This window comes from Nonomuraea sp. NPDC005730, from assembly GCF_040630865.1.
Lineage (GTDB): Bacteria > Actinomycetota > Actinomycetes > Streptosporangiales > Streptosporangiaceae > Nonomuraea.
Genome location: NZ_JBEXYK010000015.1, coordinates 118,550 through 143,627, shown reverse-complemented (window position 1 = coordinate 143,627; position 25,078 = coordinate 118,550). Strand labels below are relative to the sequence as shown.

The 25,078-nt window shown below is 71.6% G+C and carries 25 protein-coding genes; 18 read left to right on the top strand and 7 right to left on the bottom strand.

The window, feature by feature from the left end; all coding sequences use genetic code 11:
• Positions 1 to 29 precede the first annotated feature (29 nt).
• The 3 genes from ABZ444_RS20370 to ABZ444_RS20360 all read left to right on the top strand — a co-directional run bounded on the left by ABZ444_RS20370 (position 30) and on the right by ABZ444_RS20360 (position 2,800).
• The gene (locus tag ABZ444_RS20370) at positions 30 to 398 is read left to right on the top strand and encodes a hypothetical protein (RefSeq protein WP_357998914.1); all 369 of its coding nucleotides are present in this window, start codon (positions 30 to 32) and stop codon (positions 396 to 398) included.
• A gap of 115 nt (positions 399 to 513) precedes the next feature.
• Positions 514 to 1,977, top strand: coding sequence for a DUF2079 domain-containing protein (locus ABZ444_RS20365; protein WP_357998912.1), 1,464 nt, complete (start codon positions 514 to 516; stop codon positions 1,975 to 1,977).
• 31 nt (positions 1,978 to 2,008) lie between these two features.
• A complete protein-coding gene (locus tag ABZ444_RS20360; protein ID WP_357998910.1) occupies positions 2,009 to 2,800 on the top strand; it encodes an NAD(P)-dependent oxidoreductase in 792 nt (263 codons plus the stop codon).
• Here ABZ444_RS20360 and ABZ444_RS20355 read toward each other — a convergent pair.
• The gene (locus tag ABZ444_RS20355; RefSeq protein ID WP_357978286.1) at positions 2,797 to 3,879 is read right to left on the bottom strand and encodes a glycosyltransferase; all 1,083 of its coding nucleotides are present in this window, start codon (positions 3,877 to 3,879) and stop codon (positions 2,797 to 2,799) included. The genes ABZ444_RS20360 and ABZ444_RS20355 overlap by 4 nt on opposite strands.
• 38 nt (positions 3,880 to 3,917) lie before the next feature.
• On the opposite strand from ABZ444_RS20355, the gene ABZ444_RS20350 reads away from it, so the two are divergent.
• The 3 genes from ABZ444_RS20350 to ABZ444_RS20340 all read left to right on the top strand — a co-directional run bounded on the left by ABZ444_RS20350 (position 3,918) and on the right by ABZ444_RS20340 (position 9,312).
• Positions 3,918 to 4,736 (top strand): PIG-L family deacetylase, encoded by an 819-nt coding sequence (locus ABZ444_RS20350; RefSeq protein WP_357998908.1) that lies wholly within the window; start codon positions 3,918 to 3,920, stop codon positions 4,734 to 4,736.
• A 49-nt stretch (positions 4,737 to 4,785) separates the two neighbouring features.
• Positions 4,786 to 5,841, top strand: coding sequence for a lysylphosphatidylglycerol synthase domain-containing protein (locus ABZ444_RS20345; RefSeq protein ID WP_357998906.1), 1,056 nt, complete (start codon positions 4,786 to 4,788; stop codon positions 5,839 to 5,841).
• Positions 5,842 to 5,907: 66 nt separating this feature from the next.
• Entirely contained in the window at positions 5,908 to 9,312 is a 3,405-nt protein-coding gene (locus ABZ444_RS20340; protein WP_357998904.1) for a BTAD domain-containing putative transcriptional regulator, read from the top strand.
• Here the strand turns inward: ABZ444_RS20340 and ABZ444_RS20335 are convergent.
• Complete coding sequence (locus ABZ444_RS20335) at positions 9,281 to 9,796, bottom strand: hypothetical protein (protein WP_357998902.1); 516 nt, start codon at positions 9,794 to 9,796, stop codon at positions 9,281 to 9,283. The two genes, ABZ444_RS20340 and ABZ444_RS20335, sit on opposite strands and share 32 nt — an antisense overlap.
• 155 nt (positions 9,797 to 9,951) lie before the next feature.
• Here ABZ444_RS20335 and ABZ444_RS20330 point away from each other — a divergent pair, with 155 nt between their 5' ends.
• The gene (locus ABZ444_RS20330) at positions 9,952 to 10,473 is read left to right on the top strand and encodes a VTT domain-containing protein (RefSeq protein ID WP_357978301.1); all 522 of its coding nucleotides are present in this window, start codon (positions 9,952 to 9,954) and stop codon (positions 10,471 to 10,473) included.
• Here ABZ444_RS20330 and ABZ444_RS20325 read toward each other — a convergent pair.
• A complete protein-coding gene (locus ABZ444_RS20325) occupies positions 10,470 to 10,661 on the bottom strand; it encodes a DUF1508 domain-containing protein (RefSeq protein WP_357978304.1) in 192 nt (63 codons plus the stop codon). The genes ABZ444_RS20330 and ABZ444_RS20325 overlap by 4 nt on opposite strands.
• A 102-nt stretch (positions 10,662 to 10,763) precedes the next feature.
• Between ABZ444_RS20325 and ABZ444_RS20320 the strand changes: the two genes are divergently transcribed.
• Entirely contained in the window at positions 10,764 to 11,618 is an 855-nt protein-coding gene (locus tag ABZ444_RS20320; RefSeq protein WP_357998900.1) for a serine hydrolase, read from the top strand.
• A 21-nt stretch (positions 11,619 to 11,639) separates the two neighbouring features.
• Here the strand turns inward: ABZ444_RS20320 and ABZ444_RS20315 are convergent, their stop codons facing one another.
• A complete protein-coding gene (locus ABZ444_RS20315; protein WP_357998897.1) occupies positions 11,640 to 12,260 on the bottom strand; it encodes a hypothetical protein in 621 nt (206 codons plus the stop codon).
• Between the two features lie 195 nt (positions 12,261 to 12,455).
• Here ABZ444_RS20315 and ABZ444_RS20310 point away from each other — a divergent pair, with 195 nt between their 5' ends.
• Positions 12,456 to 12,749, top strand: a complete 294-nt coding sequence (locus tag ABZ444_RS20310) for a hypothetical protein (RefSeq protein WP_357998894.1) — start codon at positions 12,456 to 12,458, stop codon at positions 12,747 to 12,749.
• A gap of 4 nt (positions 12,750 to 12,753) precedes the next feature.
• On the opposite strand, the gene ABZ444_RS20305 is transcribed toward ABZ444_RS20310, so the two are convergent.
• The 3 genes from ABZ444_RS20305 to ABZ444_RS20295 all read right to left on the bottom strand — a co-directional run bounded on the left by ABZ444_RS20305 (position 12,754) and on the right by ABZ444_RS20295 (position 14,843).
• A complete protein-coding gene (locus tag ABZ444_RS20305; protein ID WP_357998891.1) occupies positions 12,754 to 13,203 on the bottom strand; it encodes a group II truncated hemoglobin in 450 nt (149 codons plus the stop codon).
• Between the two features lie 61 nt (positions 13,204 to 13,264).
• Complete coding sequence (locus tag ABZ444_RS20300) at positions 13,265 to 14,077, bottom strand: RNA methyltransferase (protein WP_357998888.1); 813 nt, start codon at positions 14,075 to 14,077, stop codon at positions 13,265 to 13,267.
• Positions 14,070 to 14,843, bottom strand: coding sequence for a DUF4184 family protein (locus ABZ444_RS20295; protein WP_357998885.1), 774 nt, complete (start codon positions 14,841 to 14,843; stop codon positions 14,070 to 14,072). Before ABZ444_RS20295 ends, ABZ444_RS20300 begins: the two co-directional genes overlap by 8 nt.
• Positions 14,844 to 14,984: 141 nt before the next feature.
• On the opposite strand from ABZ444_RS20295, the gene ABZ444_RS20290 reads away from it, so the two are divergent.
• From ABZ444_RS20290 to ABZ444_RS20250, 9 genes are all read left to right on the top strand, one after another.
• Entirely contained in the window at positions 14,985 to 15,623 is a 639-nt protein-coding gene (locus ABZ444_RS20290) for a hypothetical protein (RefSeq protein ID WP_357998882.1), read from the top strand.
• A gap of 224 nt (positions 15,624 to 15,847) precedes the next feature.
• A complete protein-coding gene (locus ABZ444_RS20285; RefSeq protein ID WP_357998879.1) occupies positions 15,848 to 17,530 on the top strand; it encodes a substrate-binding domain-containing protein in 1,683 nt (560 codons plus the stop codon).
• Between the two features lie 139 nt (positions 17,531 to 17,669).
• Positions 17,670 to 19,223: a sigma factor gene (locus tag ABZ444_RS20280; RefSeq protein WP_357998876.1), complete on the top strand. Its 1,554-nt coding sequence runs from the start codon at positions 17,670 to 17,672 to the stop codon at positions 19,221 to 19,223.
• Between the two features lie 274 nt (positions 19,224 to 19,497).
• Positions 19,498 to 19,866, top strand: coding sequence for a hypothetical protein (locus tag ABZ444_RS20275; protein WP_357998873.1), 369 nt, complete (start codon positions 19,498 to 19,500; stop codon positions 19,864 to 19,866).
• The gene (locus tag ABZ444_RS20270) at positions 19,863 to 20,993 is read left to right on the top strand and encodes a GNAT family N-acetyltransferase (protein WP_357998870.1); all 1,131 of its coding nucleotides are present in this window, start codon (positions 19,863 to 19,865) and stop codon (positions 20,991 to 20,993) included. Before ABZ444_RS20275 ends, ABZ444_RS20270 begins: the two co-directional genes overlap by 4 nt.
• A 149-nt stretch (positions 20,994 to 21,142) precedes the next feature.
• Positions 21,143 to 21,976: a glycosyltransferase family 2 protein gene (locus tag ABZ444_RS20265; protein WP_357978338.1), complete on the top strand. Its 834-nt coding sequence runs from the start codon at positions 21,143 to 21,145 to the stop codon at positions 21,974 to 21,976.
• Between the two features lie 11 nt (positions 21,977 to 21,987).
• Positions 21,988 to 22,929 (top strand): glycosyltransferase family 2 protein, encoded by a 942-nt coding sequence (locus tag ABZ444_RS20260; RefSeq protein ID WP_352351952.1) that lies wholly within the window; start codon positions 21,988 to 21,990, stop codon positions 22,927 to 22,929.
• The gene (locus tag ABZ444_RS20255; RefSeq protein WP_357998867.1) at positions 22,926 to 23,729 is read left to right on the top strand and encodes a polysaccharide deacetylase family protein; all 804 of its coding nucleotides are present in this window, start codon (positions 22,926 to 22,928) and stop codon (positions 23,727 to 23,729) included. Before ABZ444_RS20260 ends, ABZ444_RS20255 begins: the two co-directional genes overlap by 4 nt.
• The gene (locus ABZ444_RS20250) at positions 23,722 to 25,038 is read left to right on the top strand and encodes a hypothetical protein (RefSeq protein WP_357998864.1); all 1,317 of its coding nucleotides are present in this window, start codon (positions 23,722 to 23,724) and stop codon (positions 25,036 to 25,038) included. The genes ABZ444_RS20255 and ABZ444_RS20250 overlap by 8 nt, the downstream gene beginning before the upstream one ends.
• The last annotated feature ends 40 nt before the right edge of the window (positions 25,039 to 25,078 follow it).

Here is a 25,078-nt window from a genome sequence, read left to right as displayed (position 1 = left end):
GTACGGAAAACCAACGAAGGGCACCAAAAATGACTCCCCCTCGCCGACTCGCCCTCGCAGTCGCGACGATCTCCCTTGCCGCTCTGTCCACCGCCTGCGGTGTCGGCCAGGCCGTTGACTGCAACACCGCCGTCAACGAGCTCTCGAAGATCACCACCGAGTGGAGCGGCGCCATCACGAAGAACGCCACGGACACCGCGGCGCTCGGGGACGCCTCCAAGGCCGCCGCCGCCAAGACCAAGGAGCTCGCCGGCAAGTACGACGGCGACGTCGCGGCCGCGCTGAACGACTTCGCCGCCGGCTTCGAGAGCCTGGAGAGCGGCGACCTGAGCAAGGCCACCGAGTTCAGCGGCAAGATGAGCGGCTTCACCTCGAAGATCACCGCCGCCTGCTCCTGATCGGCCCGCGGTCGCCGCACCGTCTGCGGGGGGCAGGCCGGCGCGGTGACCGCGTCATCCGGTCCGCCGGAACGGGGGACGGACAGGACCGGATGATCCCCTTACGCTTGCTGCCGTGACGGACGAAACGGTGATCGCACGGCCTCCGGCAGGCACCGCACTCCCCGCCAGAGTGCTCTTCCGCCACCGCGTGCGGGTCGGCGCCCTCGCGCTGCTCGCCGCGGTGGCGTACGCCGTTCTCGGGCTGGTCAAGCTGGCCACCTTCCGGGCGACCACGTTCGACCTGGTGATCGTGGACCAGGCGGTGCGCAACTACGCCCGCTTCCGGCCGCCGTACGTGCCCGTGCTGGGCGTCTTCCACGAGCGCGGCACGGAGTACCTCCAGCTCGCCGACCACTTCTCGCCGATCTACGCGCTGCTCGCGCCGTTCTACTGGGTGCACGACGGGCCCGAGTCGCTGATCGTGGCCCAGGCGCTGCTGTTCGCGGGGGCGATCCCGTTCCTGTGGCTGTTCACCCGCCGCGTGCTGGGCATCGGGCCCGCCTACCTGGTCGCCGTGGCGTACGCGCTGTCGTGGCCGATCGCCCAGGCCGTCGCCTTCGACGCGCACGAGGTGATGTTCGTCCCGCTGCTCACCGCGATCATGATCGAGCGCTACCACGCCGGACGCGTGCTGCCGGCGTTCCTGGCGATGCTCGGGCTCCTGCTCGTCAAGGAGGACATGGGGCTCCTGGTGATCGGGGCGGGGCTGTACCTGTTCGTCGTCGGCGACCGCCTGCGCGGCGTCGTGTGCGTGCTGGTCGGCGCGGGGGCCGTCGTGCTCGTCCGGGGCCTGCTGATCACCTCGTTCGGTGGCGACAGCAAGGACTTCTGGGCCTACGGCCACCTCGGCCCCGACGCGCCCGCCGCGCTGCTCGCGCTGCTGCGCGACCCGATCGCCGCCCTGCTGCTGCCCTTCAGCGACGAGGCCAAGGTCGACACGCTGTTCCTGCTGGCCTGGCCGACGTTGCTGCTGTGCCTGCTGTCGCCGCTGTCGCTGGCGGCGCTGCCGCACGTGCTCGAACGCCTGCTGTCCGACCGTCCCCAGTGGTGGCAGGCCGACTTCCAGTACAGCGCGTTCACCGTGATGATCCTGTTCTGCGCCGGCGTGGACGGCCTGGCCAGGCTGCTGCGCTGGACCGGCCGCGCCGACGCCAAGGGCCTCAGGCTGGCCTGGGCCGCCGCGGCCTGCGCCGTCGCCCTCACCCTGGTGCCCAGGTTCGCGCTCGACCAGCTCTACCATCCCGCCTTCTACAAGGAGGACAAGGCCGCCGCGGCGGCCGAGGCGGTGAGCAGGGTGCCCTCGGGGGTGACGGTCGAGGCGGTCAACTCCGTGGGCCCGGCGCTGTCCTCGCGCACCACCGTCCTGCTGTGGAGCGCGGCCCCGCGCGGCGCACCGTGGATCGTGGCCGACACCGCCCGCTGGGAGTTCCCCTTCGGCTCCGCCGACGACCAGCGCAACCGGGTCGAGCAGCTCCAGACCGAGGGGTACACGAAGGTGTTCGAACGCGACGGGTACGTCGTTCTCCGGCGGAACTGACCGCATCGGCCCGATGCCGCACAATGTCGGCATGGAGATGATCGTGCTCACCGGCGCAGCCGGCATGGTGGGCGGCGCCGTACGCGAGCGGCTCCGCCGGTCCGCCACCAGGCTCGTCCTGGCCGACCGGGAGCCCATGGAGGCCGGGCCGGGCGAGGAGGCCGTCCGCACCGACCTGTCCGACCTGGCCGGGACCGTGGCGCTGGTCAAGGGCGCCGACGCGATCGTGCACCTGGCCGGGGTGCCGGACGAGGCGCCCCTGCCCGACCTGCTCGACGGCAACGTGCTGACCACCCACCGCGTGCTGGAGGCGGCCCGGCTGGCCGGCGTGCCGCGCGTGGTGCTGGCCGGCAGCAACCGCCTGACCGGCATGTACCCGGCCACCGCCACGATCTCCCCCGACCTGCCGCCGCGCCCCGACGGCCTGTACGGCGTCAGCAAGGCCGCCGTCGAGGCCCTCGGCCGCCTGTACGCCGACAAGTTCGGCCTCGAGGTGGTCTGCCTGCGCATCGGCAGCCTGGAGGCCGAGCCCCAGGACGTCCGCCACCTGGCGACCTGGCTGAGCCCGCGCGACTGCGCCGGGTTCGTGCACGCCGCCGTCACCACGCCCGGCCTGCGCTTCCTGGCCGCCTACGCCGTCTCGGCCAACACCCGCCGCTTCTGGCTGCTCTCCCCCGAGCTCGGCTACGAGCCCGAGGACGACGCCGAGTCGTACGCCGCCCGGGTGACCGGCACGCCGGCCGCCTTCTTCACCGACGGCACCCCGCAGGGCGGCGACTTCGCCGCGCCGGAGTACACGCTGCGCAGGGGCGGGCTGGCCTAACGCGCGATCGCCTGCTCGTAGGCCCGGTCGAACCCCTCCAGCACCCCGGCCCACGAGCCCGCGACGGGCGGCGTCGAGCGGTTGTGGGCGGCGATCTCCCGGCGCAGCCCCGCGTCGGAGCACAGCCGCGCCACCGCTCCGGCGAGGTCGTCCAGGGTGCGGCCGAGCAGCCCCTCGGTGCCGTCCTTGACGAAGTCGGCGACGCCGCTCTGGGCCCTGGCCACCACCGGCACGCCGGCCGCCCGCGCCTCCAGCGCCGCGATGCCGAACGACTCCCTGGGCGCCGGGGCCACGAAGACGTCGGCCGACTCCAGCAGCTTGGCGATCTGCTCCCGCGAGTAGCGGCCCGGCAGCGACACCCAGCCGGTCATGCCGTGCTCGGCCAGGAAACGTTCCATGCGAGCGCGCGCGGGGCCGTCGCCGACGATCGTGGCGCGCATCGGGATCCCGGCGGGCACCCGCGCCCGCGCGGCCCGCAGCAGCCTGAGCAGCCGTACGGGCTGCTTGCGCGGCGCCAGCCGGCCGACGGCCACCACGTGCACCTCCGCCCGCGCGGCCGGCACGCCGGGGCCGGGCGCCCAGCCCGACAGGTCGAGGCCGTTGGAGACCACCCGCACCGGCACGCCGGGCCCGGCCACCGCCCTGATCGGCGCCGCCGCCGCGGTGCTCACCGTGGTGGCCACCAGCCCCCACCGCTGCCAGCCGAACGCCAGCCGCAGCAGCCGGTAGAGCGCCCGCGTGACCGGGTCCCACATGCTGTGCACGGTGACCACGCACGGCACCCCCGCCCGCCGCGCCGCCCGCACCCCCATCCAGGCGAACGGCGAGACCGCGCCGGTGTGCACGTGCACCACGTCGGGCCGGACGACGGAGATGCCCCGAGTGAGATGCCCCACTCCGAACGGATGGACCGGCAGGTCGAACGGCATCCTGGCGACGACCCTGCGCACGCCCGGCAACGCCTCGCCCCTGGTCGCCGTGGCCACGACCACGTCGTGCCCGGCCTCGCGCTGCGCCCGCACCAGGTCGGCCACCTGGACCTCGATCCCCCCGAGTCTCGGCAGGTAACAGTCACTCACGTGAAAGATCCGCACCCCTCCCAGACTAATCTGGGCGTGTGCCTCCACGTACCGCGGTCTTCTTCCACGCCCATCCCGACGACGAGGCCCTGCTCACGGCGGGCACCATGGCGATGCTCGCGGCCGAGGGCCACCGCGTGGTGCTCGTGGTCGCGACCGCCGGCGAGCGCGGCCTGGCCGAGATCGGCCCCGGCGAGGAGCTGCGCGAGACCAGGCTCAAGGAGCTCTACGAGTCGGCCGCGCTGCTCGGCTGCGCCCGCGTCGAGTGCCTGGGCTACGGCGACTCCGGGCTCAGCCCCAAGGGCGGCGTCGCCGAGGAGCGGCCCGACAACGCCTTCATCGACGCCGACACCGAGGCGGCGGCCAGGGCCCTCGCGGCGATCCTGGAGGAGGAGAAGGCCGACCTGCTGTCGATCTACGACCCGGCCGGCGGCTACGGGCACCCCGACCACGTCCAGGTCCACCGGGTGGGCAAGCGGGCGGCGCAGATCGCGGGCACGGAGATCGTCCTGGAGGCGACGGTCAACCGCGACCCGCTGGTGCGGCTGCTGCGCATGGCGGGCCGGGTGTACAAGTTCCCGCCGGAGTTCGACGTGCGCACGTTCGAGAGCGCGTACTCGGCGAGCGACACGATCACCCACCGGGTCAACGTCCGCCGCTACGCCCGGCAGAAGCGCGCCTCGATGGCCGCGCACGCGTCCCAGGCCAGCGGCGGCGACAGCGACCGCACCCTCGCCGTCATGCTGAAGGTCCCCGGCCCGCTCTACCGCCTGGTCTTCGGCACCGAGTGGTTCGTACGCCGTGACCTGCCCCCCGGCACCCGGCTCACTCACCCCTTCGACCCATGGCCGAAGTAGCACCTGAGGGTGACGTGCCGGCTCCGGCGACCCGTCAGACTGGTGGGCGATGAAGAACAAGCCGCTCCAGATCGCCCTGTCCGTCGTGTCGCTCGGGCTGGCCGTGCTGCTCGTGGTCTACCTGCCGCAGATCGTGCGCGCGCTCACCGGCAAGCCGGTCTCCTGGCGCGAGATCGGCGCGGTCTTCGGGGCGCTCAGCTTCGGCCAGATCGCCCTGATGACGGCCCTGTGGCTGCTGAGCCTGCTGGCGTACACGTTCGTGCTGACCAACTCGCTGCCGGGGCTGAACAACCTCCAGGGGCTGGCGCTCAACGCGGCGGGCAGCGCGGTCAGCAACCTGCTGCCGTTCGGCGGCGCGGTCGGGGTGGCGCTGTCGTTCGCCATGACCAGGGGCTGGGGCTTCGCCAACCGGCCCATCGTGGTGATGACGCTGGTCAGCGGCATCTGGAACACGCTGTTCAGGTTCATCCTGCCGGCCGTGGGCATCATCGCGCTGCTCATGGCGGGCGAGGTGCTCGACCCGACGTTCGTCAAGGCGGGCTGGACGGGCGCGATCTCCATCCTGGTGCTCTGCGTGGTCGTGGCCGTCGCCCTCTACTGGGACCGCGCCGCCGCCGTGCTCGGCCGGGCGCTCGACGGGCTCACCCGGCTGCTGCGCCTGAAGGTGCACGCCTCCGAGGCCTTCCACCGGCTGCGCGCCGACACCGCGGAGATCGTCCGTACGCGCGCGCTCGGCCTGTCTCTCGGCATGGTGTTCTTCCTCGGTTTCCAGTGGGCGATCATGGCGGCCTGCATGACGGCCACCGGCGCCTGGCCTGGCCTGGCCCAGTCGATCGCGGTCTTCGCGCTGTCCCGCGTGCTCACCAGCGCCGTGGTCACGCCCAGCGGGGCCGGGATCATGGAGAGCGGGGTCGCCGCGCTGCTGATCACGTTCGGCGTGCCGGGCACTCCGGCCGTCGCGACAGCACTACTTTTCGGCTTCTGGACTTACACTATCGAGATCCCGTTCGGCGGTCTCGCGCTCGGCGCGTGGGCGCTCCTGCGCAGGCGCAACGGCCGGAACGCCGCCGCGGAACCCCCGTCCGCGATCTCGAAGGCCCCGTAGTGACAATCCCAAAGCCATCAAAGACCTTGTGCGTCGTTCGGAAGCCCGCATAGCGTGGCGGCTGACATGGTGGCGTTCCGGGTTCTGGGGCCAGTCGAGGCGTACGAACACGACGACGAACTCGACCTCGGCGGGTTGCGGCAGCGGGCCGTCCTCGCCCGACTTCTCGTGGCCAGAGGTCAGGTCGTGCCGGTTGACACGCTTCTTTACGATCTGTGGGACGACGACGCCGCCAAGGGCGCCCAGTCGGGCCTGCAGGTCTACATCTCCCGCCTGCGCAGGGTGCTCGAACCGGGCCGGCCGCGCGGCGGCCCCAACCGCCTGCTGGTGACCGTCGCCTCCGGCTACGCTCTGCGCGTGGCCGCCGAGCAGGTCGACGCGCTGCGCTTCGAGCAGCTGGTCAGGGCGGCGGGCGAGCACCTCGAAGAGGGCGACCCGCAGTCCGCCCGCGGCCGCCTGGAGAAGGCGCTCGGGCTGTGGCGCGGCACCCCCTACTCCGACTTCGCCGACCAGCCCTGGGCCGAGGCCGAGGTCAACCGGCTGGCCGAGCTGCGCCTGGTGGCCCGCGAGCGGCACGCCGACACCGGCCTGCGGCTGGCCCTGCACGCCGAGACCGTCCCCGACCTGGAGGCGCTGACCACCGAGCACCCGCTGCGCGAGGAGGGCTGGCGGCTGCTGGCCCTCGGCCTCTACCGCTGCGGCAGGCAGGGCGACGCGCTGGCCGCGCTGCGCAGGGCCAGGAACATGCTGGCCGACGAGCTGGGCATCGACCCCGGGCCCGCGCTGCGCAAGCTGGAGTCCGACATCCTGGCCCAGTCCCCCGAGCTGGAGCTGGCCGCGCCGCCGCGCCCCGCCCGGCCCGCCCCGGTCACCGACACCTGGCCGCCCAGACCGGCCGCCGCCCACGTCGAGCCGCCGCCGCTGGAGCCCGAGCCGTTCGTCGGCCGCGACGCCGAGCTGGCCAGACTGACCACGGCCGCCTCGCGCACCGGCCGCTTCCAGGTCGCGATCGTGACCGGCGTCGCGGGCGCGGGCAAGACCACGCTGCTGCGCCAGCTCGACGGCAGGCTCGGCGCCGACGGCTGGATCACCGCCTCCGGCGCCTGCCCCGACTCCAGCGCGACCCCGCCGGGCTGGGCCTGGGTGGAGATCCTGCGCTCGCTGATCGACGCGACCGGCGCCGGCGAATACGCCCAGCTTCTCGCCCCCCTGCTCGACGACACCGCCCCCGACCCCGACGAGGACGAGGTCTCGGGCGGCTTCCGCCTGCACCGCGCGGTCGGCGGCTACCTCGCCGGCGTGGCCCGCCGGGCGCCGGTGCTGCTGACGCTGGAAGACCTCCACTGGGCCGACGACCAGACGCTGGCCCTGCTGCGCGCGCTGCCGAGCCTGCTGGCCACCAGCCGCGTCCTGCTGGTCGTGACGTGCCGGGAGAGCGAGCTCGACGACCGCCAGTCCGACGTGCTGGCCGCCCTGGCCCGTCTCGAACCGCTGCGCGTGGGCCTGTCGGGCCTCGACCCCAAGGCCGTGGCCGAGCTGGTCAAGGCCACCTGCGTACGCGAGATCGACGAAGACGCGGTCGAGTCCATCGTCGAGCGCACCGGCGGCAACCCGTTCTTCGTGCGCGAGACCGTCCGGCTGCTCGACGCCGAGGGCGCGGCCGACCGGGCCAGCGCCACCCAGGTGCTCTCGCGCGTGCCCTCGGGCGTGCGCGACGTGCTGCGGCGGCGCATCTCGCGGCTGCCCGCGGGCGCCCAGCAGATCCTGCTCCAGGCCGCGGTGATCGGCCGCGACGTCGACCTCGACGTGCTGGTCACGGTCGCCGGCGACGAAGACGCGGTGATCGAGGCGGTGGAGGCCGCGCTGCTGGCCGGGCTGGTGACCGAGCCGGGGCCGGGGCTGCTGCGCTTCGACCACGACCTGGTGCGCGACACGATCTACTCCGACGCCTCCCGCCTGCGCCGCACCCGCCTGCACGCCGCCGTGGCCGCGGTGATCGAGCAGCGTACGTCCTCCGACGTGGCGGCGCTGGCCCACCACTACTTCCTGGCCGACGCCGCCGAGAAGGCCGTCCACTACGCGGGTCTGGCGGCCGAGCAGGCCGAGCGGCGTTTCGCCCACCGCGAGGCGGCCACCCTGTGGGAGCAGGCCATCGCGGCCTTCGACCGCGGCGGTCCGCGCAAGGACGACAAGGGCCGCGAGTCCGAGCCGGAGCGCGCCAAGGAGCGGCTGCGGCTGATGCTCCGGCAGATCAAGGCGCTGGCGTTGTGCGGCGACATGACGGCGGCCAGGCTGCTGCGCCGCCAGGCCATGGACGCCGCCCTGCCGCTCGGCGACCTGGAGATCACCGCGAAGGTGGCCGCGTCGCTGGCGGTGCCGCACAAGGGCATGGCACGCGACTTCACCCGCACCGCGTGGGAGATCGTCGACGTCACCGAGCAGGCGCTCATCGAGCTGCCCGCGGGCGAGCAGCGCCTGCGGGCGAGCCTGCTCACCACGCTGGCGCTGGAGCTGGAGGGCTCCTCCGCGCCCGAGCGCGGACGGCAGGCGTCGCTGGAGGCGCTGGAGCTGGCCAGGCAGAGCGGCGACCCGACGCTGATCGCGGCGGCGCTGAGCGGCCGGCTGCGCCAGTCCTACGACATCCCGGCCGTCGACACCCGCGAGGGCATCGGCAGGGAGCTGCTGGAGGTCGCCCAGCGCTCGGGCCAGATGGCCACGCAGGCCCTGGCCCACCTGGTGCTGCTGGAGTGCGCGGCGGCCAGGGGCGAGTTCGCCGCCGCCGACGAGCACGCCGCCGCCGCCGACCGCCTGGCCAAGCAGTACGACCTGTCGGCCCCCGCCGCCGTCGTCGTCTGGTACGCCGGCCAGCGCCTGATGATCGCCGGCGACTACGCGGGCGCCGAACGCGCCTACCGCGAGGCCGCCAGGATGACCGCGCGGGCCGGCATGCTCGAAGGCCGCCAGGACCTCCCGCTGATCACCGCGTTCTGCCTGCAGCTCGTCGACGGCCGGGCGGCCGAGACCGTCGACCTGCTGGCGGCGGCCCACCAGCGCGGCGCCAAGTGGACGCTCGACGCCTACGCCCTCGCGCTTGCCTCGGCCGGGCACCTCAACGACGCCAGGGCCGTGGCCGCCACCCGCCCGCCCGTGCGGCCCGACTTCCTCTACGAGCTGGCGATGACCTGGCGGGCCCTGGCGGGCATGCTGCTCGACGACCGCGAGCGCATGGTCGACTGCTACGACAAGCTCAAGCCGTTCGCCGACCGGGTGGCCGGTGCGGGCACGGGCGTCGTGGCGTTGTGGCCGGTGGCGCTGACCCTGGGCGACCTGGCCATCCGGCTGGGCCAGCCCGACGCGGCGCGCGAGCACTACGAGAAGGCTCTTGAGGTGGCCCAGCGGGTGGGCGTGCCGCGCTGGGTCGAGGCGGCGCGCCGCTCGGTCAGCAGCTCACCTGGAAACGCTCGCTCGTGACGGTCCCGCCGGGCCGGGCGATCAGCTCGACCCGGTACCACCCGGCGTTGCCCGAGATCTGCGGCTGCCACTCCACGCTCTGGTTGTCGCCGGCGAACCCGGAGTGGTCCACCAGGTAGGTGCGCCACGTCCCGGCGGCCGGGCTCCAGCGCGACAACCTCCAGCGGTACAGGACCGTCGTGCCGGGCCGCGGGTTGACCAGCAGGCTGCGGGCCAGGAACGACTTGCCGCAGCCGGGGGCGCCGTCGGTCAGGGCGCTGAGGGCGATCTCGCCCGCCCGGACCGGGGCGCTCTGCCGGGCCGGGGCGGTGATGGGCAGCTCACGGGCCGAGAGGGTGACGGTCCGCACCGGCTCGGCGGCCGATCCGGCGCTGCTGTAGGCGGAGAAGCCGACGTAGGCGCTGGTGAAGGCGAGCGCGGCCACGAAGAGCTTGACCGCGTTGGCGGTACCGCCTGCCAGGACCACCGCGCTTCTCGACGACATGATCAACACCCCTTTTGCTCAGTTCAGGTATAGGGCGGGATGGTTGAGGGGTGGTTGTCGGCTACTTGCAGCCGGTGGCCCGGCCTTGCAAGCTGATGTGGCGAAACGCCTCTTCCTTGACTAAGGTAAGGCTGACCTAAGGCGTTGGAGTGGGGGTGAGCGGGCTCATGTGGCATGCGGCTGCCGCCCTCCCCGATCCCGCCCGGCCGTTCTGGTTCGGGCTGCCGTACTGGCTGGTGGGGGCCGTTCTCATCCTCGCGCTGTTCGGCGCGTTCCAGGTCTACTACTGGGTCGGCCGCAAGCTCGGCGAGAAGCTCTACGAGTCCAAGGTCGGCGTGCGGCTCGGCCGCGAGCGCGTCGCGCGGATCGAGGGCGTCGTCGAGAAGTGGGGCGCGCTGGCCGTCTACGGCTGCTTCTGGGTGCCCATGCTGCGGCACACGCTGCCGTGGGTGGCGGGCGCGCTGCGGGTGTCCTATCCCTGGTACGTGGTGGCGAGCGCGCTCGGCTGCCTGACCTGGGCGCCCATCTGGTGGTTCGGGCTCACGGCGCTGGTGTGGGGCTGGCTGCAGCTGGCCGCCCGCTCGCCCGTCAGCGCGCTGGTCCTGCTGCTCGCGGTCGCGGCCGGCGTGGCCTGGTTCTTCGTCCGCCGCCGGCGCAAGGCCCTGGCCTCGTCCTAGATCGCGGCCGGGGTCTGGTCGTCGATGGCGGCCTCGGGAGCGTTCCTGCGCACGGTCTCGATGCCGTTGACGCAGGCGGCCTTGCTCGGATAGCCCTCGCCCACGGCCAGCGTCTGCCCGTTGTTCGCGACGAGCGCGAAACGGAACGTGCCCCGCTCGTCCTGACTGATGATGAACCTGCCTGCCACGGCCTCGTCTCCCCGCAGATGTCGGATCTATCAAGCATTTACCCCCAACTGAGGGCCACTTACGGCCGAGTTTCGCAAACCAACCCTTGATCTCCTGCGAACATGTCTGGCATGCGTATTGGGGGTTTCATCGGCTCTGCCGTACTCGCGTTGCTTGTGGGGATCTCGTACCCGGCGTCCGCCGCACGGGCCGCCGGCGTCCCGACCGTGAAAGCGGGGGCGGCATATGTAGTGGACTCGGACGGAACGATCCACTTCGCGAAGCGGGAGACCCGGCGGATGCCGGTCGCCAGCCTGGTCAAGGTGATGACGGCCTACGTCGTCCTGCGCGAGGGACGCCTGAACGAGCCGATCACCGTCACCGCCGCCGATATGAAGCACGCGACCAGCAACGGCGCGACCACGGCCGGCCTGCGGACGGGCGAGCGCCTCACGGCCAGGGACCTGCTGTACGGCCTCATGCTCCCCTCGGGCGCCGACGCCGCCAACGCCCTGGCCAGGAAGTACGGGCCGGGCAAGACCGCGTTCGTGGCCAAGATGAACCGGGCCGCGCGCTCGCTCGGCCTCGGCGACACCCGATACACCAACCCCGACGGACTGCCCACGCCCGGCAGCGGCGGCTACTCGACCGCAGTGGACCAGGTCAAGCTGGCGCAGCGGGCGATGGCCGACCCGGTCTTCCGCACGGTGGTGGGCAGCAAGGTGTACAAGGTCGCCAAGTCGGGCCTGCACCGGGCGCACACCTGGCGCAACTCCAACAAGCTGCTCGGCCGCTCCGCGGACGTCGTGGGCGTGAAGACCGGGTACACGAACGCGGCGCAGTACTGCCTGCTGTTCGCGGGCGACCGCGGCGGCAGGCGCGTGTTCGGCGTCCTGCTCCACGACGGGGACGAGCGTCGCTTCGGCACCGCCGAGCAACTGCTGGACTTCGCGGGTGAGCAGATCGCCGGCGGCTGACCCGCGAAGGTGGGCCGGAGGTCAGCCGAAGGTGAGCCGGCCCGCCGCGGACAGCGTGCTCAGGCCCCCGGTCGCGCAGGACAGGAGGCCCATGGCGGGCGTGATCGTGCCGCGGACGCCCTCGCGGGCCAGCGGCCCCGACACGACCGTGCCGGTCAGGAAGCTGTCGGCCGGGCTCTGGGTGGCCAGCCGGTCGGCCCGCGTACGCACCTCCGAGGTGCCGACCGGCCGCCCGTCGAGGCCGAACCAGGTGATGCGGGCGGTGCCGTGGACCTGCCGGGCGCTCGCGCACGAGGCCCGGCCGACGCTCTTCAGGGCGACCCAGCCCGAGCGCAGGTAGGGGGCCGAGCCGTCGCCCGACAGGCAGCCGGTGAGCTGGAGGTTGCCGCGGGCCGACACCGGCCGCGCGGTCAGGCCGATGCGCGGGCTGAAGGTCAGCGGGCGGCCCGGGGGCGAGCTGACGGCGCAGGTCAGGGCGCTGCGGTCGGCGGAGGCGGCCCGCGGGTGCGTGGTCGCCGCCGGGCGGGCGGCCGCTCCCGCGCGCGGGAGCGTCCAGGCGTGCGGGGTTGTCCAGGCGTGCGGGGTCGTGAATGCGGGCGGGGTGGCCGCGACCGCGGCCGCGATGATCCAGGTCGGCTTCACGAGACCTCCGTCGGTCGCTCTCGGTGATCGGCGCATCACATCTTGCCGCATCCTGTCGCGATTGAGGCCGCCGATCTCGGGTACCGGCTCGTCGCAACCGACGCCACCCAGGCGGACTTTCGCCGCCAGAAGCCGACCCCATGGTCGATTCACGCAGATAGGGTGGTGAATGTACCCTCCGCAATAAGGAAGATCATGGCGGAATTCCTCGAAGTCCGCACGACGATCGAAGGCCATGAGCAGGCCGCCGCGCTCGCGCACACGATCCTGCTCGCGGGGCTGGCCACCTCGATCGACATCGCGGAAGCCCCGGCCGCGCAGGCCGGGGTCTCCTGGCAGCTCACCCTCATCACACCACGCGAACAGGCCGCCGACCTCGCGGCGCACATCGGCGCGAACGGCGGCACCGGCACCGTCGAGACCCAGCCGGTGCTGCACGACATCGACGCCTACCCCGACTGGCTCACCGAGGACACCGACCGCCCCTGACCGGCTACTCCGGCGGCCGCTCCCAGTCCCAGCGCGGCACCTCGCGCAGCGGGTGGAGCTGGTCGTCGGTCTCGGCGTGGGAGTTCTGCAACGCCACCTGCGTGCCGAACTCCACGTGCGAGCGGAGCGAGGCCCGGAACGGCTCGTCGCCGGGCAGCCCGGCCGCGTCGGCGGCCTCCATGTACAGCTCGACGAACCGCCGCCGCTGGGCCTCCTCGATGCCCAGCCCGCGGTGCGCCTCGATGAGCAGCGGGAAGCCGCCCATCTCCGCCGAGAACGTGTCGGGGCCGCCGAACGTCTCGACGGTGAAGGCGGTCAGGTTGTCCACGTGGCTCGCCTTGCCCTCGCCGAAGAGCGGCTGGAGCAGCGGGTCCGCCAGCAGGCTGCGGTAGAAGATCTCGATGAAGCGGCGTAAGCCCTCTTCGCCGCCGGCGTGCTCGAACAGCGTATGCATGATTACAGGGTTACACCCCTGCTCGAAGCGCCGCCAGACCCATTCGCGCGCCCTCGGCCGGTCAGCGCCCGGCGGAGCGCATCAGCCCGTGGCAGGCGATCGCCGCCGCGGCCACCACGTTGAGCGAGTCGACGCCGGCGTCCATCGCGGCCGGGCTCATGGGGATGCACACCGCGTGGTCGGCCTCGTGCAGCCAGTGGGAGGACAGGCCGTCGCCCTCGGCGCCGAGCAGCAGCGCCACCCGTTCGCCCATCGCGACCCGGTCGAGGGGGACCGCGCTCTGGTCGGGGGTCAGCGCGAGGCTCTGGAACCCCGCCGCCCGCAGCTCGCCTAGGCCGGTGTACCAGTCGTCGAGCCGCGCGTACGGGATCGAGAAGACCGCGCCCATGGAGACCTTCACCGCCCGGCGGTAGAGCGGGTCGGCGCAGCGCGGCGAGAGCAGGACGCCGTCGACGCCGAGCGCGGCGGCGCAGCGGAAGATCGCGCCGACGTTGGAGTGGTCGACCAGGTCCTCCAGGACCAGCAGCCGGCGGGCGCCCTTGACCAGGGTCTCGGCCGTGGGCAGCGGCAGGCGCCGCATGGAGGCCAGCGCGCCGCGGTGGATAGGGAAGCCCGCGATGCCGGCCATCAGCTCGTCGCTCACCTCGTAGACGGTGGCGTCGCCGATGACGTCGGACAGCGACTCGTACCAGCGCCGGGTGGTCAGGACCGAGCGGATGGGGTAGCCGGCGGCGATGGCCCGCCGGATCACCTTCTCCCCCTCGGCGAGGAACAGGCCGCGCTCCGCCTCCAGGCTCTTGCGCAGCTCGACGTCCCGCAGCCGGGTGTAGTCGGCGATTCGGGGGTCGTCGGCGTCGAACACGTAGTCAGGCACCTTCCGATACTGCCATGCGCCGCCTGACCTGCCAGACGACCGCGTAGCAGGCCAGGACGGCCGAGAGCCCGACCACGGTGCCCGCGCCCGTCTTGGTGAGCACGCTCCGGAAGCCGAACGCGGGGTTGGGCTCGTCCACCAGCGGCCACAGGAGGGCGCCGGCGACCGTGCCGAGCGCGCAGGCGGCCAGCACGGCCCACCGTACGGCGGGCGCGAGCCGCAGGCGGCCCGGCACGTCGGCCGCCTGGGTCCGGGACAACGCGCGCCAGGCCCACCACACGACCACGGCCAGCCCGACGGCCGACGAGGTGTACTGCAGCACGCTGAAGAGCCTCGTCGTGCCGAAGACGGGGGTGTCCGGCCAGGCGCCCCAGCGGGCGGAGGCGTAGGAGTGGGTGAAGGAGTCCCAGAACAGGTGGGTGGCCGAGCCGATCACGCCCCCGACCGCCACCGGGAGGATCCTGAGCCGTCCGGGCCGAAGAAGCGCTGTGGCCGGCCCGGCCAGGGACGGCGGCAGCAGCGAGATCAGCGGATCGCGCAGCACGAGGTGGAACAGCGGCAGGAGCAGCAGCACCGCGGCCAGGTCGAGGGTGAACACGCCCGGCAAGGAGTGCCAGTCACCGTAGACCGGCAGGAACGGCAGGAAGAGCGGCAGGTCGGGGACCATCGCCCCGAGCGCGAGCGCCCACGGATCGGCGAACCGCCGCACCCGTCCGGACGCCACCAGCGGCAGCACGGCGGCGATGTGACTAGGCGTGAACGGCACGATCCCTCCCCCGGACGCGATCACCGCCATTATCCGGCGAATCTTGAACATCCTTTGCCACACAGGCCTTAGGGTCACGTCGAGTCACGGGTACGTTACGTAACGCTGTCGACGGCCGGATAGCCGGGAGTTCGGGGGTTCATGGTGTCTGACCAGCGGATTCATGAGCATCCGGCCGCGACGGCCGACTGGCTGCGGGCCGCCCGCGCCGCGCGTGCGCTGTCGGTGGCCACGCTCGCCTGGCTGGCCGTGGAGAGCACGCTGGGCCTGGCCGCCGGGCTGTCGGCGCATTCCGTCGCGCTGATCGGGTGGGGGCTGTCGGCCTTCGCCGAGGCCGGAGCGAGTTTGATCGTGGTGTGGCGCTTCACCGGCGCCCGCACGCTCTCGCCGCACGCCGAGACCACCGCCAGGCGCGCGGTGGCGGTGAGCTTCTGGCTGCTCGCCCCCTACCTCGTCGTGCACGTCGCGCACGACCTCGACGCCGGCCACCGGGCCATGCCGACCGTGCTCGGCATCGTCGTCACGACGGTCAGCCTGGTCAGCATGCCCGCGCTGGGGCTGGTCAAGCGGCGGCTGGGGGCGCGGCTGGCCTCGGCGGCGACGTCCGGCGAGGGCACCCAGAACCTGATCTGCGCCGCCATGGCGGCCGGTGTGCTGGCCGGTCTGTGGCTGAACACGCTGGGCTGGTGGTGGGTGGATCCGGCCATGGCGGTGGCCCTCGCGGCGGTCGCGGTGCGTGAGGGAGCGCGCGCCTGGCGCGGTCACGCCTGCTGCCATTGACCGCCACTCTCCGTAATAGGCGCACCAAAAGAGCGGTTTTGCCACACAGAGCCCACCGAGTAGTGTTCCCGGAGTATTGCGGAGCAACTCCCGCTAGGGTCTCCGGAAGGTCTCAACACACCTAAGAGGACATCGTGGGGCGACACCGGACAGACGAGCTCGATGGCGGCTACCGAGCCCAGGAACCACCCTCCCGCAGGCGGTCGGTCAGCGGGCGTGGCAGGGTGCTCGTACCGCTGGCCGGGGCCGTCGCGCTGGCCGTGCTCCTCGGTGTCGCGGCGTTCGTGATCTTCAATCGGGAGCACGACTGCTCGGCCGGCAAGCTGCCGCTGCGCGTCGTGGCCACCCCCGACATCCACCCCGCGCTCAACAAGATCGCCACCAACTACACCAAGGCCCTGCACTCGATCGACAGCAAGTGCGTCGAGGTCACCGTGACCAGGGAGGCGGCGGCCAAGACCGCGAACGGGCTGGCCGCCGGCAAGTCGGGCGCGGACGTGTGGGTGGCCGACTCCAGCCTGCTGGTGGGCAACCTCCGCAACTCCCCCGCGGGCTCGGCGCTGCCCGAGCCGGCCGGCTCGGTCGCCCTGTCGCCCGTCGTGCTGGCGGCGGCCAAGTCCGCGGCGGCGAAGTTGTCCGGCAGTCTGACGCCGAGCTGGGCGGGCATGATCGCGGCGGCGAACGTGGCCAACCCCGACGGTCCCGGCAGGAAGGTCCGGGTGCTGGCGCTCGACCCGCAGAAGAACTCGGCCGGGCTGGCCGCGCTGCTGGCCGCCGCCACCTCGGCCAAGGAGGCCGGGCAGAACAAGGCGCTGGTCGGCGCGCTGAAGGAGATCTCCGGCCAGCTCGCCTCCGACCCGGCGGCGCTGCTGGCCAGCCTGACGGTGAGGTCGGGCAGCAAGGTGCCGGTCGGCGTCGCCTCCGAGCAGGCCGTCTACGCCCACAACGCCAAGAAGCCCGAGGCCCCGGTGGTCGCCCTCTATCCCAAGGAGGGCACGCTCAGCCTCGACTACCCGCTCACGATCGTCACCAAGGACCCGGCGGTCCAGAAGGCGGCCGCGGACTTCAAGCAGGACCTCGGCACGGACGCGGCCAAGAAGATCCTGCGCGACGCGGGCTTCCGCAGCCCCGACGGCAAGGCCGGCGAGACGCTGACGAAGGAGAAGGGGTTCGTCCCCGCCAAGCCGGAGGCACTGCCGAGGCCCGACGCCAAGAGCGTGGCCGCGATGGTGCAGACCTGGTCGCGGCTGAACCTCGGCACCCGGCTGCTCACCCTGCTCGACGTCTCCGGCACGATGGCGCTTCCCGTCCCCGGCACGAACATGACCCGCATGCAGGCCATCAACAAGATCGCCATGGAGGGCCTGGGGCTGTTCCCGGCCGACTCCGAGCTGGGTCTGTGGACGTTCTCCACGCACATGGACGGACAGGGCAAGGACTGGCAGGAACTCGTCTCGGTCGGCCCGCTCGCCGAGTCCACCAACGGCGTGCTCCGCAAGCAGGCGCTGGTCCAGCGGTTCGGGCAGATCCAGGCCAAGGCCACCGGCGACACCGGCCTGAACGACACCATCAAGGCCGCCTACGGCGAGCTGACGAAGACGTACCAGGAAGACAAGATCAACACGCTGCTGATCCTCACGGACGGCGCGGGCAACGACGACCCCGACGGCGGCGTCACGAACGCCCAGATCCTGCAGTACCTCAAGAAGACCTACAACCCGAAGCGGCCGATCAGCATCCTGCTCATCGCCTTCGGGCCGGAGGCCGAGGCGGGCAGGAAGCAGATGGACACGCTGGCCAAGACGACCGGCGGCGAGGCCTACATCGCCAAGGACGTGCTCCAGGTCCGCGACTTCTTCCTCCAGGGCATGGAACGCCGGCTCTGCGCCCCCGACTGCGACGGCTGAGCCACTCCCGTCACACGGATCACGAGGTCATGCCGGTTGGGCATGACCGCGGCCGCCCCGGTCAACCTGGCCGATCGAGGCGGCGTCCTCTCCCGCGTGGGGGCTTCAGCGCCCGTTCCACCCGCGGGGAGGGGAATCCGTGCCTGGATGGCCGACGGTCGGCCGCGCCGACGATCAGGAACTGGTCGCCGCTCTGCGGCGGGCCGACACCGACGCTCCCGCCGCCCTGTACGACGCCTACGGCGAACGGCTCTACGACTACGCCCTCTCGCTGATCGGCGACCGGGACTCGGCCGCCGACGCCGTGCACGACGCCCTGGTGACCGCGCAGGGCTGCGTGGACCGGCTGAAGGAGGCCGGCCGCCTGCGCGCCTGGGTGTACGCGCTGACCAGGTTCCAGGTCCGGGCCAGGATGGCGCACCGCGGCACGCCCGCCGGAGGCCTGCCGCAGGCGCATCCGTCCGCGCCGTCGTCCGGGGAGCCGGACTCCGAGCTGGCCGGGCTGGTCCGCGAGACGCTGGGCGAGCCGAGCGGGAACGAGCGCGAGATCGTCCTGCTGTCGCTGCGTCACGGCCTGACGCCGGTCGAGGTCGCCTCGGTGCTGGGGCTGACCTCCCGTCAGGCCGCCACCCGGCTGGGCCGGGCCCGCGACCAGCTGGAGAACGCCGCCGCGGCGGTCGTCCTGGCGAAGACGGGCCGCGCGCACTGCCCGGACCTGTCGGCGATGGTGGACTCGTGGGAGGGGCCGCTCACTCCGTTGCTGCGGCGGCGGCTGTCGGGGCACATCGCCGGGTGCGAGGTGTGCACCGAGGGCAAGCACCGGCAGGTCCCGGCGTCGCGGCTGCTCGACCTGGTGCCGGTCGAGTTCCCGCCGCTCTCGCTGCGCCGCCGGGTGGTGGACACCTGCGTCGATCCCGGGCGCGACCAGACCAGGACGCTGATCACCGACCGCGGCGACAACTTCGACCGGACCGGCTTCCCGGTGGCCGCCGAACGGCGTTCGCGCCGCCGCCGTCCGCGCCGTCTCGGGCCGGTGGTGCTGGCCGGGGCGTGCGTGCTGGCCGCGACCGGGGCGGTGGTCGTGATGAACGGCGGCGACGCCGCACAGACCGCGCTCACCCTGACGCCCACGCCCACCCTCTCCTTCTCCCCCGAGCTCACACCGGAGCCGGCGCCGGAGGAGGACGTGACGCCCGAGCCCACGCCGAGCGCCGACGCGCCGGAGACGTCCCCCTCCGCCACGCCGACGGTCCGGCGGCCCGCCCGGCGGCCCAGCGGCGGGCCGGCCGCGCCCACGGTCAGCCGCCGCAGGCCCGCGCCGGTCGCCCGGCTCGGCACGACGTGCCCCGCCTCGATCGCGGGCGCCGCCAAGATCGGGCTGCGCGCCCGCAACGCCGCGGTCTCCTGGGTGGCGACCGCGTCACAGGGCCTGGACGTGTTCCCCGCCAGCGGCTCGGTCAAGGCCGGCGGCTCGGTGTCGATCTGGGTGACCGTCGTGGACCCGAGCGCCGGCGGCCGCGGCCGCGTGTCGTTCACCTCGAACGGCGGCGCCGCCAGTTGCTCGCTGGCCTGGAACGCCGACCGCGCCCCCGAGTCCGATCCCCCCTCCGATCCGCCCACCCCCACCGCCGAGCCGTCCGAGACGCCGAGCGAAGCGCAGACGTCGAATGTGGACGCGGCACCACAAGGGTGACGAACAGTTCCCCAGAGCGAGCGGACATAACGGGATAAACAGGACCCTGGCTCGAACATCATAGGCCACATAGGGCATTCTGGTTAGCTTGGGGAACACGTCCGGAAACCCGGAGTCACCACGTCATGTGGCGGAAGTCACAGGAGAAATTTCGCCATGCCGGTGAACCTCAAGGGCTCACCAAGCGTCGGCATTGACGTGCCCGGACCCGGATTGGTCCCATGAAATTCGATCAACCATGTCTTGACCAGAAAGAGCAGGAGAGAAACAGGAGATGCTCAAGCACCGCAGAGCGCTGGCATGGCTGCTGGCGCTCGCCTGCATAGCGGGGGCCGTGGTCGCGCTGTTCGACCTCGACACGCCGCTGCGCCCGTTCTTGATCTCCCTGTTCCTCATGGTGGTGCCGGGGGCGGCAGTGGTGGGACTGTTGCGCGATCGTGACCCCCTTGCCGCACTATCAGTAGGAGCCGCGGCCAGCCTCGTCCTGAACGTGCTCCTCGCCGAAGCCATGCTGCTGTTCGACGCATGGTCGCCCAGAGCCGGCGTGGCGACGGTCGCCGTGCTCGGAGGGTTCATGTACGTGCTTCGCGTGTTGTACCGGGGGAAGAACATGCAGACCGAACAGGGGGCCAGGGCAAGGTGAACATCCAGGTAGTGCGCCCGAGAGACCTCGGAGACTCCGAACGCGCCCGATGGCGCGAGCTCCAGAAGGCCGATCCGAGTCTGGACAACCCGTTCCTCTCCGTCGAGTTCGCCGTGGCGATGGACCGCTTGCGTGACTACGTGAGGGTGGCGGTCATCTCCGACGGCAACCGCATCGCCGGGTTCTTCCCGTACGAGCGGCACAGCTTCGGCATCGGCAAGCCGCTGGGCGGCTTCCTGACCACCTGCCATGGCCTGATCGCGGTCCCCGACCTGCGGCTCGACGCCAAACAGCTGCTGCGCGCCTGCAAGCTCAGCGTGTTCGACTTCGACCACCTGGTCGCCGGCCAGCCGACGTTCGCCCCGTACGAGGCCGACGTGCGCCCGGCCCCCGTGATGGATTTCACCTCCGGCTTCGACTCCTGGCTGGAGCAGGTCAAGACCAACTCCCCCAAGAACCTCAAGACCGTCCGCTACAAGGAGCGCAAGTTCGGCCGGGAGCAGGGCGGCCTGCGCTTCGAGTGGAACGCCACCGACCCCGAGGTCCTGCGCACGCTCCTGGCCTGGAAGTCCGACCAGTACCGGCGCACCGGCCGGGTCGACCGGTTCGCCCAGCCCTGGATCGTCGAACTCATCGACATGATGCATGCCGAGAAGTCATCGGACTTCTCCGGCATCCTCACCATGCTTTATGCCGGGGACGTGCCTGTTGCCGGGCATTTCGGTCTCCGTACGGCCACGACGCTTGTAGGGTGGTTCCCCGCCTACGACACCGAGTACGCCCGCTACTCGCCCGGCATCGTCCACCACCTGCAGATGGCCGAGGCCGCCGCGAACGACGGGATGCACATGGTTGACATGGGCAAGGGCGGCAAGGAGTACAAAGACTGGCTCAAGAGCGGGGTCCTGTACGTCGCCGAGGGCCGCATCTCACGACCGTCCGCGACAGCGGCCGTCCACTGGATGGGCCGAACTCCTTTCAACAAAGCTCGAACAATCGTGTTGGATCGACCGTCTCTTTATAAGGCGGCCGACCGCGTCCTCAAGGGCTTTGGTCGGGTGCGCAGCTCGATGCAGCAGCAGCAGGAGTCACCCAATGTAGTCAAGGAACCAACGGGAGCCGGCTGAACGCTCCCGGCACCACCCCCCGGCACAGCACACACCCTCACTCCACAGGACCCAACAATGCACCGCTCGTCGGCTCCGCCATTCCCGCAGCACCCGGGGATGGCTCCGTGCGGTGAACAGGGCCGGGTCCCGGAAGGATATCCCTCGTCATGAGTCCCGAGATCACCAAGCACAACGGCAAGGTCCAGAAGTCGCCCTTGCGTTCCATGCCGCCCCCTTCGAGCTTCACGCCCGTCACCCCTCACCTGGCCATTTCCCCTACGGTGAGCGTGGTCGTCCCGGCGATGAACGAGGCCGAGAACCTGCCGCACGTCTTCGCGACGATCCCCCAGTGGGTCGACGAGATCGTGCTCGTCGACGGCAACTCCGTCGACGACACCGTCGAGGTCGCCAAGCGCCTGCGGCCCAACGTGAAGATCGTCACGCAGACCGGCAAGGGCAAGGGCGACGCCCTGTCCGCCGGCTTCGCCGCGTGCACCAGCGACATCATCGTCATGATCGACGCCGACGGCTCGACGGACGGCCGCGAGATCATCTCGTTCGTGGGCGCCCTCGTGACCGGGGCCGACTTCGTCAAGGGCTCGCGCTACGCCGCCGGCGGCGGCAGCGACGACCTGACGCTCAACCGGCGCCTGGGCAACAAGGTCCTCACCGGCATCGTCAACGTGATGTACAAGACCAGCTACACCGACCTGTGCTACGGCTACAACGCGTTCTGGGCGCGTCACCTCGACGTGCTCGACCTCGACTGCGACGGCTTCGAGGTCGAGACCCTGATGAACGTGCGGGCGGCCAAGGCCGGGCTGAAGGTGCACGAGGTGCCCAGCCACGAACGCAACCGCATTCACGGCGAGAGCAACCTGCGTGCCGTACGAGATGGCTTCCGTGTGCTCAAGACGATCCTGAAGGAGTGGCGCCGCCAGCCCTCCGCCCCTCAGCCTGAGCCCACCGCCACTCCCGCCGCTGACCGAGGCGTCGCGTAAGAGGAACCGTTGTGAACACGTCTGTTGTCATCTGCGTCTACACAGAAGAGCGCTGGGAGGACATCAGGCAGGCAGTCGAGTCGGTCGAGAACCAGAGCCGCCCGGCACACGAGCTGATCCTGGTGGTCGACCACAATCCGGACCTGCACCTGAAGCTCAAGCGCGCCTATCCACAGGCCATCGTGGTGGAGAACACGCACGAGCAGGGGCTGTCCGGCGGCAAGAACACCGGCGTGGCCACGGCCACCGGTGAGATCGTCGCGTTTCTCGACGACGACGCGGTCGCCGACGCGGGGTGGCTGGAGGCTTTGGAGGAGGGCTTCCAGGAATCCGGTGTGGTGGGCGTGGGCGGGCGTACCGACCCCCTGTGGGCGTCGAAGCGCCGGCCCCGCTGGTTCCCGTACGAGTTCGACTGGACGGTCGGATGCACGTACCGCGGCATGCCCGCGGTACGCGCGCCGATCCGCAACGTCATGGGCGGCAACGCCGCCTTCCTGCGCGAGGTCGTCGCCGAGGTCGGCGGCTTCCACAGCGGCATCGGCCGCAGCGTGCAGGGCCGCAAGTCGCGCCCGCTGGGCTGCGAGGAGACCGAGTTCTGCATCAGGCTGAGCCAGCGCAAGCCGGGCTCGGTCATGCTGTTCGAGCCCCGCGCGGTCATCGGGCACAAGGTGTCCAGGCAGCGCGAGGGCTTCGCCTACTTCAGGTCCAGGTGCTACGCCGAGGGCCTGTCGAAGGCCCTGGTCACGCGGGAGGTCGGCACCCAGGACGGCCTGGCCAGCGAGCGCGCCCACGCGATGAAGACGCTGCCGCTCGGCGCGCTGCGCGGCGTGGGCGACGCCCTGCGCGGCGATCTGTCCGGACTGGGCAGGGCCGCCGCGATCGTCGTCGGCCTGGCCTGGACGACCTGGGGTTACGTGGTCGGCACGGCACGGCTGAAGGTGGCACGCTCATGATCCGCATTCCGATCCTGATGTACCACTCGGTCAGCGACAGCCCCAACGACGACACGCGTCCGCACGCCGTGCGGCCGTCCGACCTGGCCGAGCAGCTCGCCTACCTGTCGGAGAGCGGGTTCACCCCGCTCACGCTGGGCGACCTGGTGGCCGCGCTGAACAAGATCGACGGCCGTACGGTGCCGGCGAAGCCGGTCGTCCTGACCTTCGACGACGGCTACGCCGACTTCCACAGCCAGGCGCTGCCCCTGCTCGACCGCTACAACTTCCCGGCCACGGTCTTCCTGACCAGCGGCTGGGTGTCCGACGCGGGCAAGGACGCCGCGGGCCGTCCGCTCGACGACATGCTGTCGTGGGGCCAGGCCCGTGAGGCCGCCCAGAACGGCATCGAGATCGGCGGCCACAGCCACAGCCACCCGCAGCTCGACCAGCTCCGCACCGACGATCTGCGGCAGGAGCTGCGCAGGAACAAGGGCCTGCTGGAGGAGAAGATCGGCGCGCCGGTCGCCACCATGGCCTACCCCTATGGCTACTCCAGCGCCCGGGTCCGCCACGAGGTGCGCAAGGCCGGCTACTTCGCCGCCTGCGCCGTGAGCAACACCATCGCCGCCGACCGCCACGACATGCTCGCCATCCCCCGGCTGACGGTCGGCAAGCCGACGACCATCAGCATGTTCAGGCGCGCCGTCGAAGGCAACGCCGTACCTCTCATCTACCTGCGCGAACGCATCCTCACCAAGGGGTACGCGGTCGTCCGGCGGACGAGGTACGGGCTGCAGCGGGTGCGCGGAAATGTCTAGCCTGCGGGAAAAGATCCTCCGCGACCTCAGCAATCCGCTCTTCCGCCAGGGTTACGCCCTGATGGCCAACACGGTCGTCACGGGCACCCTCGGCATGGGCTACTGGCTGCTCGCGGCGCACTTCTACACCCCCGAGGAGTTCGGGCGCGGCCAGGCGGTGATCACCGCGATGCGGCTGTTCGCGTCGCTGACCGCGCTCGGCTTCGTGGGCGCGCTGGCCCGCTTCCTGCCGGTGGCCGGGCGGCGCACGCCCGAGCTCATCCTGCGCGGCTACGGCCTGGCCGCCGCCACGGGCGGGGTCGCGGCGCTCGGCTTCCTGCTCACGCTGCCGTTGTGGGGGAAGACGTACTCGGTGCTGGCCGGATTCGGGCCGGGGCTGTTCTTCCTGGCCTCGGTGCTGGTGTGGGCCGTCTTCACGCTCCAGGACGTCGTGCTGACCGGGTTGCGCAAGGCCACCTGGGTGCCGGTCAACAACCTGGTGTTCGGCCTGGTCAAGATGGGCCTGCTGGTCGCGCTGGCCGGCGCGCTGCCCGACGGCGGGATCTTCGTCTCGTGGATGATCCCCACCGCGCTCGCGCTGATCCCGGTCAACTGGCTGATCTTCGGCGTCGTCGTGCCCCGGCACGTCAAGAGCCTCGGCACCGCCCACGAGCCGCCCGGCCTGCGGCAGATCGGCCGGTTCCTGGCCGGTGACTTCCCCGGCACCCTGTCGATCCTGGCGATCGTCTACCTGGTGCCCGTGGTGGTGGCGACCAAGGTGGGCGAGGCCACGTTCGGGCGCTTCTCGATGGCCCACACCCTGGCCAGCATGATCGAGCTGCTGGCCATGAACATGGCGGTGTCGCTGACGGTCGAGGGTTCGTTCGATCGTTCCAAACTGGCCCTGAACTGCCGGCGGGCGCTGCGGCGCGGCTTCATGATCGTGACTCCGATCATCGTGGTGGCGATCATCGGCGCGCCGCTGATCCTGACCGTCTTCGGCGCCGAGTTCGCCGACGAGGGGTCCACGCTGCTGCGGCTGATGGCGCTGGCCGTGCTGCCGCGGGTGCTGATCGAGGTGTACCTGAGCGCGTTGCGGGCACAGAGCCACGCGCGCACGCTGGCGCTCGTGCAGATCGGGCTGGCGGTGCTGGTGCTGGTGTCCACGGTGGCCCTTTTCCCGCGCTTCGGGGTGAACGCAGTGGGTTACGGGCTGCTCTTCAGCGAGTTGCTGGTGGCACTTCTGATCTTCGGAAATCTACGCAAAATACTCAAATTTGGTGAAACTGGGCAGCCGACTGTCACTCAGGGGTCGTCCGGGGCCGCATGATGGTCAACGTGAGGCAACGGGACGGCGATGGCATGACTAA

What these genes read in the sequence shown, in the direction of transcription:
- ABZ444_RS20370 (WP_357998914.1), top strand. Translation starts at nt 30, where the DNA reads ATGACTCCCCCTCGCCGACTCGCCCTCGCAGTCGCGACGATCTCCCTT.
- ABZ444_RS20360 (WP_357998910.1), top strand. Translation starts at nt 2,009, where the DNA reads ATGGAGATGATCGTGCTCACCGGCGCAGCCGGCATGGTGGGCGGCGCC.
- ABZ444_RS20345 (WP_357998906.1), top strand. Translation starts at nt 4,786, where the DNA reads ATGAAGAACAAGCCGCTCCAGATCGCCCTGTCCGTCGTGTCGCTCGGG.
- ABZ444_RS20340 (WP_357998904.1), top strand. Translation starts at nt 5,908, where the DNA reads ATGGTGGCGTTCCGGGTTCTGGGGCCAGTCGAGGCGTACGAACACGAC.
- ABZ444_RS20335 (WP_357998902.1), bottom strand. Translation starts at nt 9,796, where the DNA reads ATGTCGTCGAGAAGCGCGGTGGTCCTGGCAGGCGGTACCGCCAACGCG.
- ABZ444_RS20320 (WP_357998900.1), top strand. Translation starts at nt 10,764, where the DNA reads ATGTCTGGCATGCGTATTGGGGGTTTCATCGGCTCTGCCGTACTCGCG.
- ABZ444_RS20310 (WP_357998894.1), top strand. Translation starts at nt 12,456, where the DNA reads ATGGCGGAATTCCTCGAAGTCCGCACGACGATCGAAGGCCATGAGCAG.
- ABZ444_RS20305 (WP_357998891.1), bottom strand. Translation starts at nt 13,203, where the DNA reads ATGCATACGCTGTTCGAGCACGCCGGCGGCGAAGAGGGCTTACGCCGC.
- ABZ444_RS20290 (WP_357998882.1), top strand. Translation starts at nt 14,985, where the DNA reads ATGGTGTCTGACCAGCGGATTCATGAGCATCCGGCCGCGACGGCCGAC.
- ABZ444_RS20275 (WP_357998873.1), top strand. Translation starts at nt 19,498, where the DNA reads ATGCTCAAGCACCGCAGAGCGCTGGCATGGCTGCTGGCGCTCGCCTGC.
- ABZ444_RS20265 (WP_357978338.1), top strand. Translation starts at nt 21,143, where the DNA reads ATGAGTCCCGAGATCACCAAGCACAACGGCAAGGTCCAGAAGTCGCCC.
- ABZ444_RS20255 (WP_357998867.1), top strand. Translation starts at nt 22,926, where the DNA reads ATGATCCGCATTCCGATCCTGATGTACCACTCGGTCAGCGACAGCCCC.
- ABZ444_RS20250 (WP_357998864.1), top strand. Translation starts at nt 23,722, where the DNA reads ATGTCTAGCCTGCGGGAAAAGATCCTCCGCGACCTCAGCAATCCGCTC.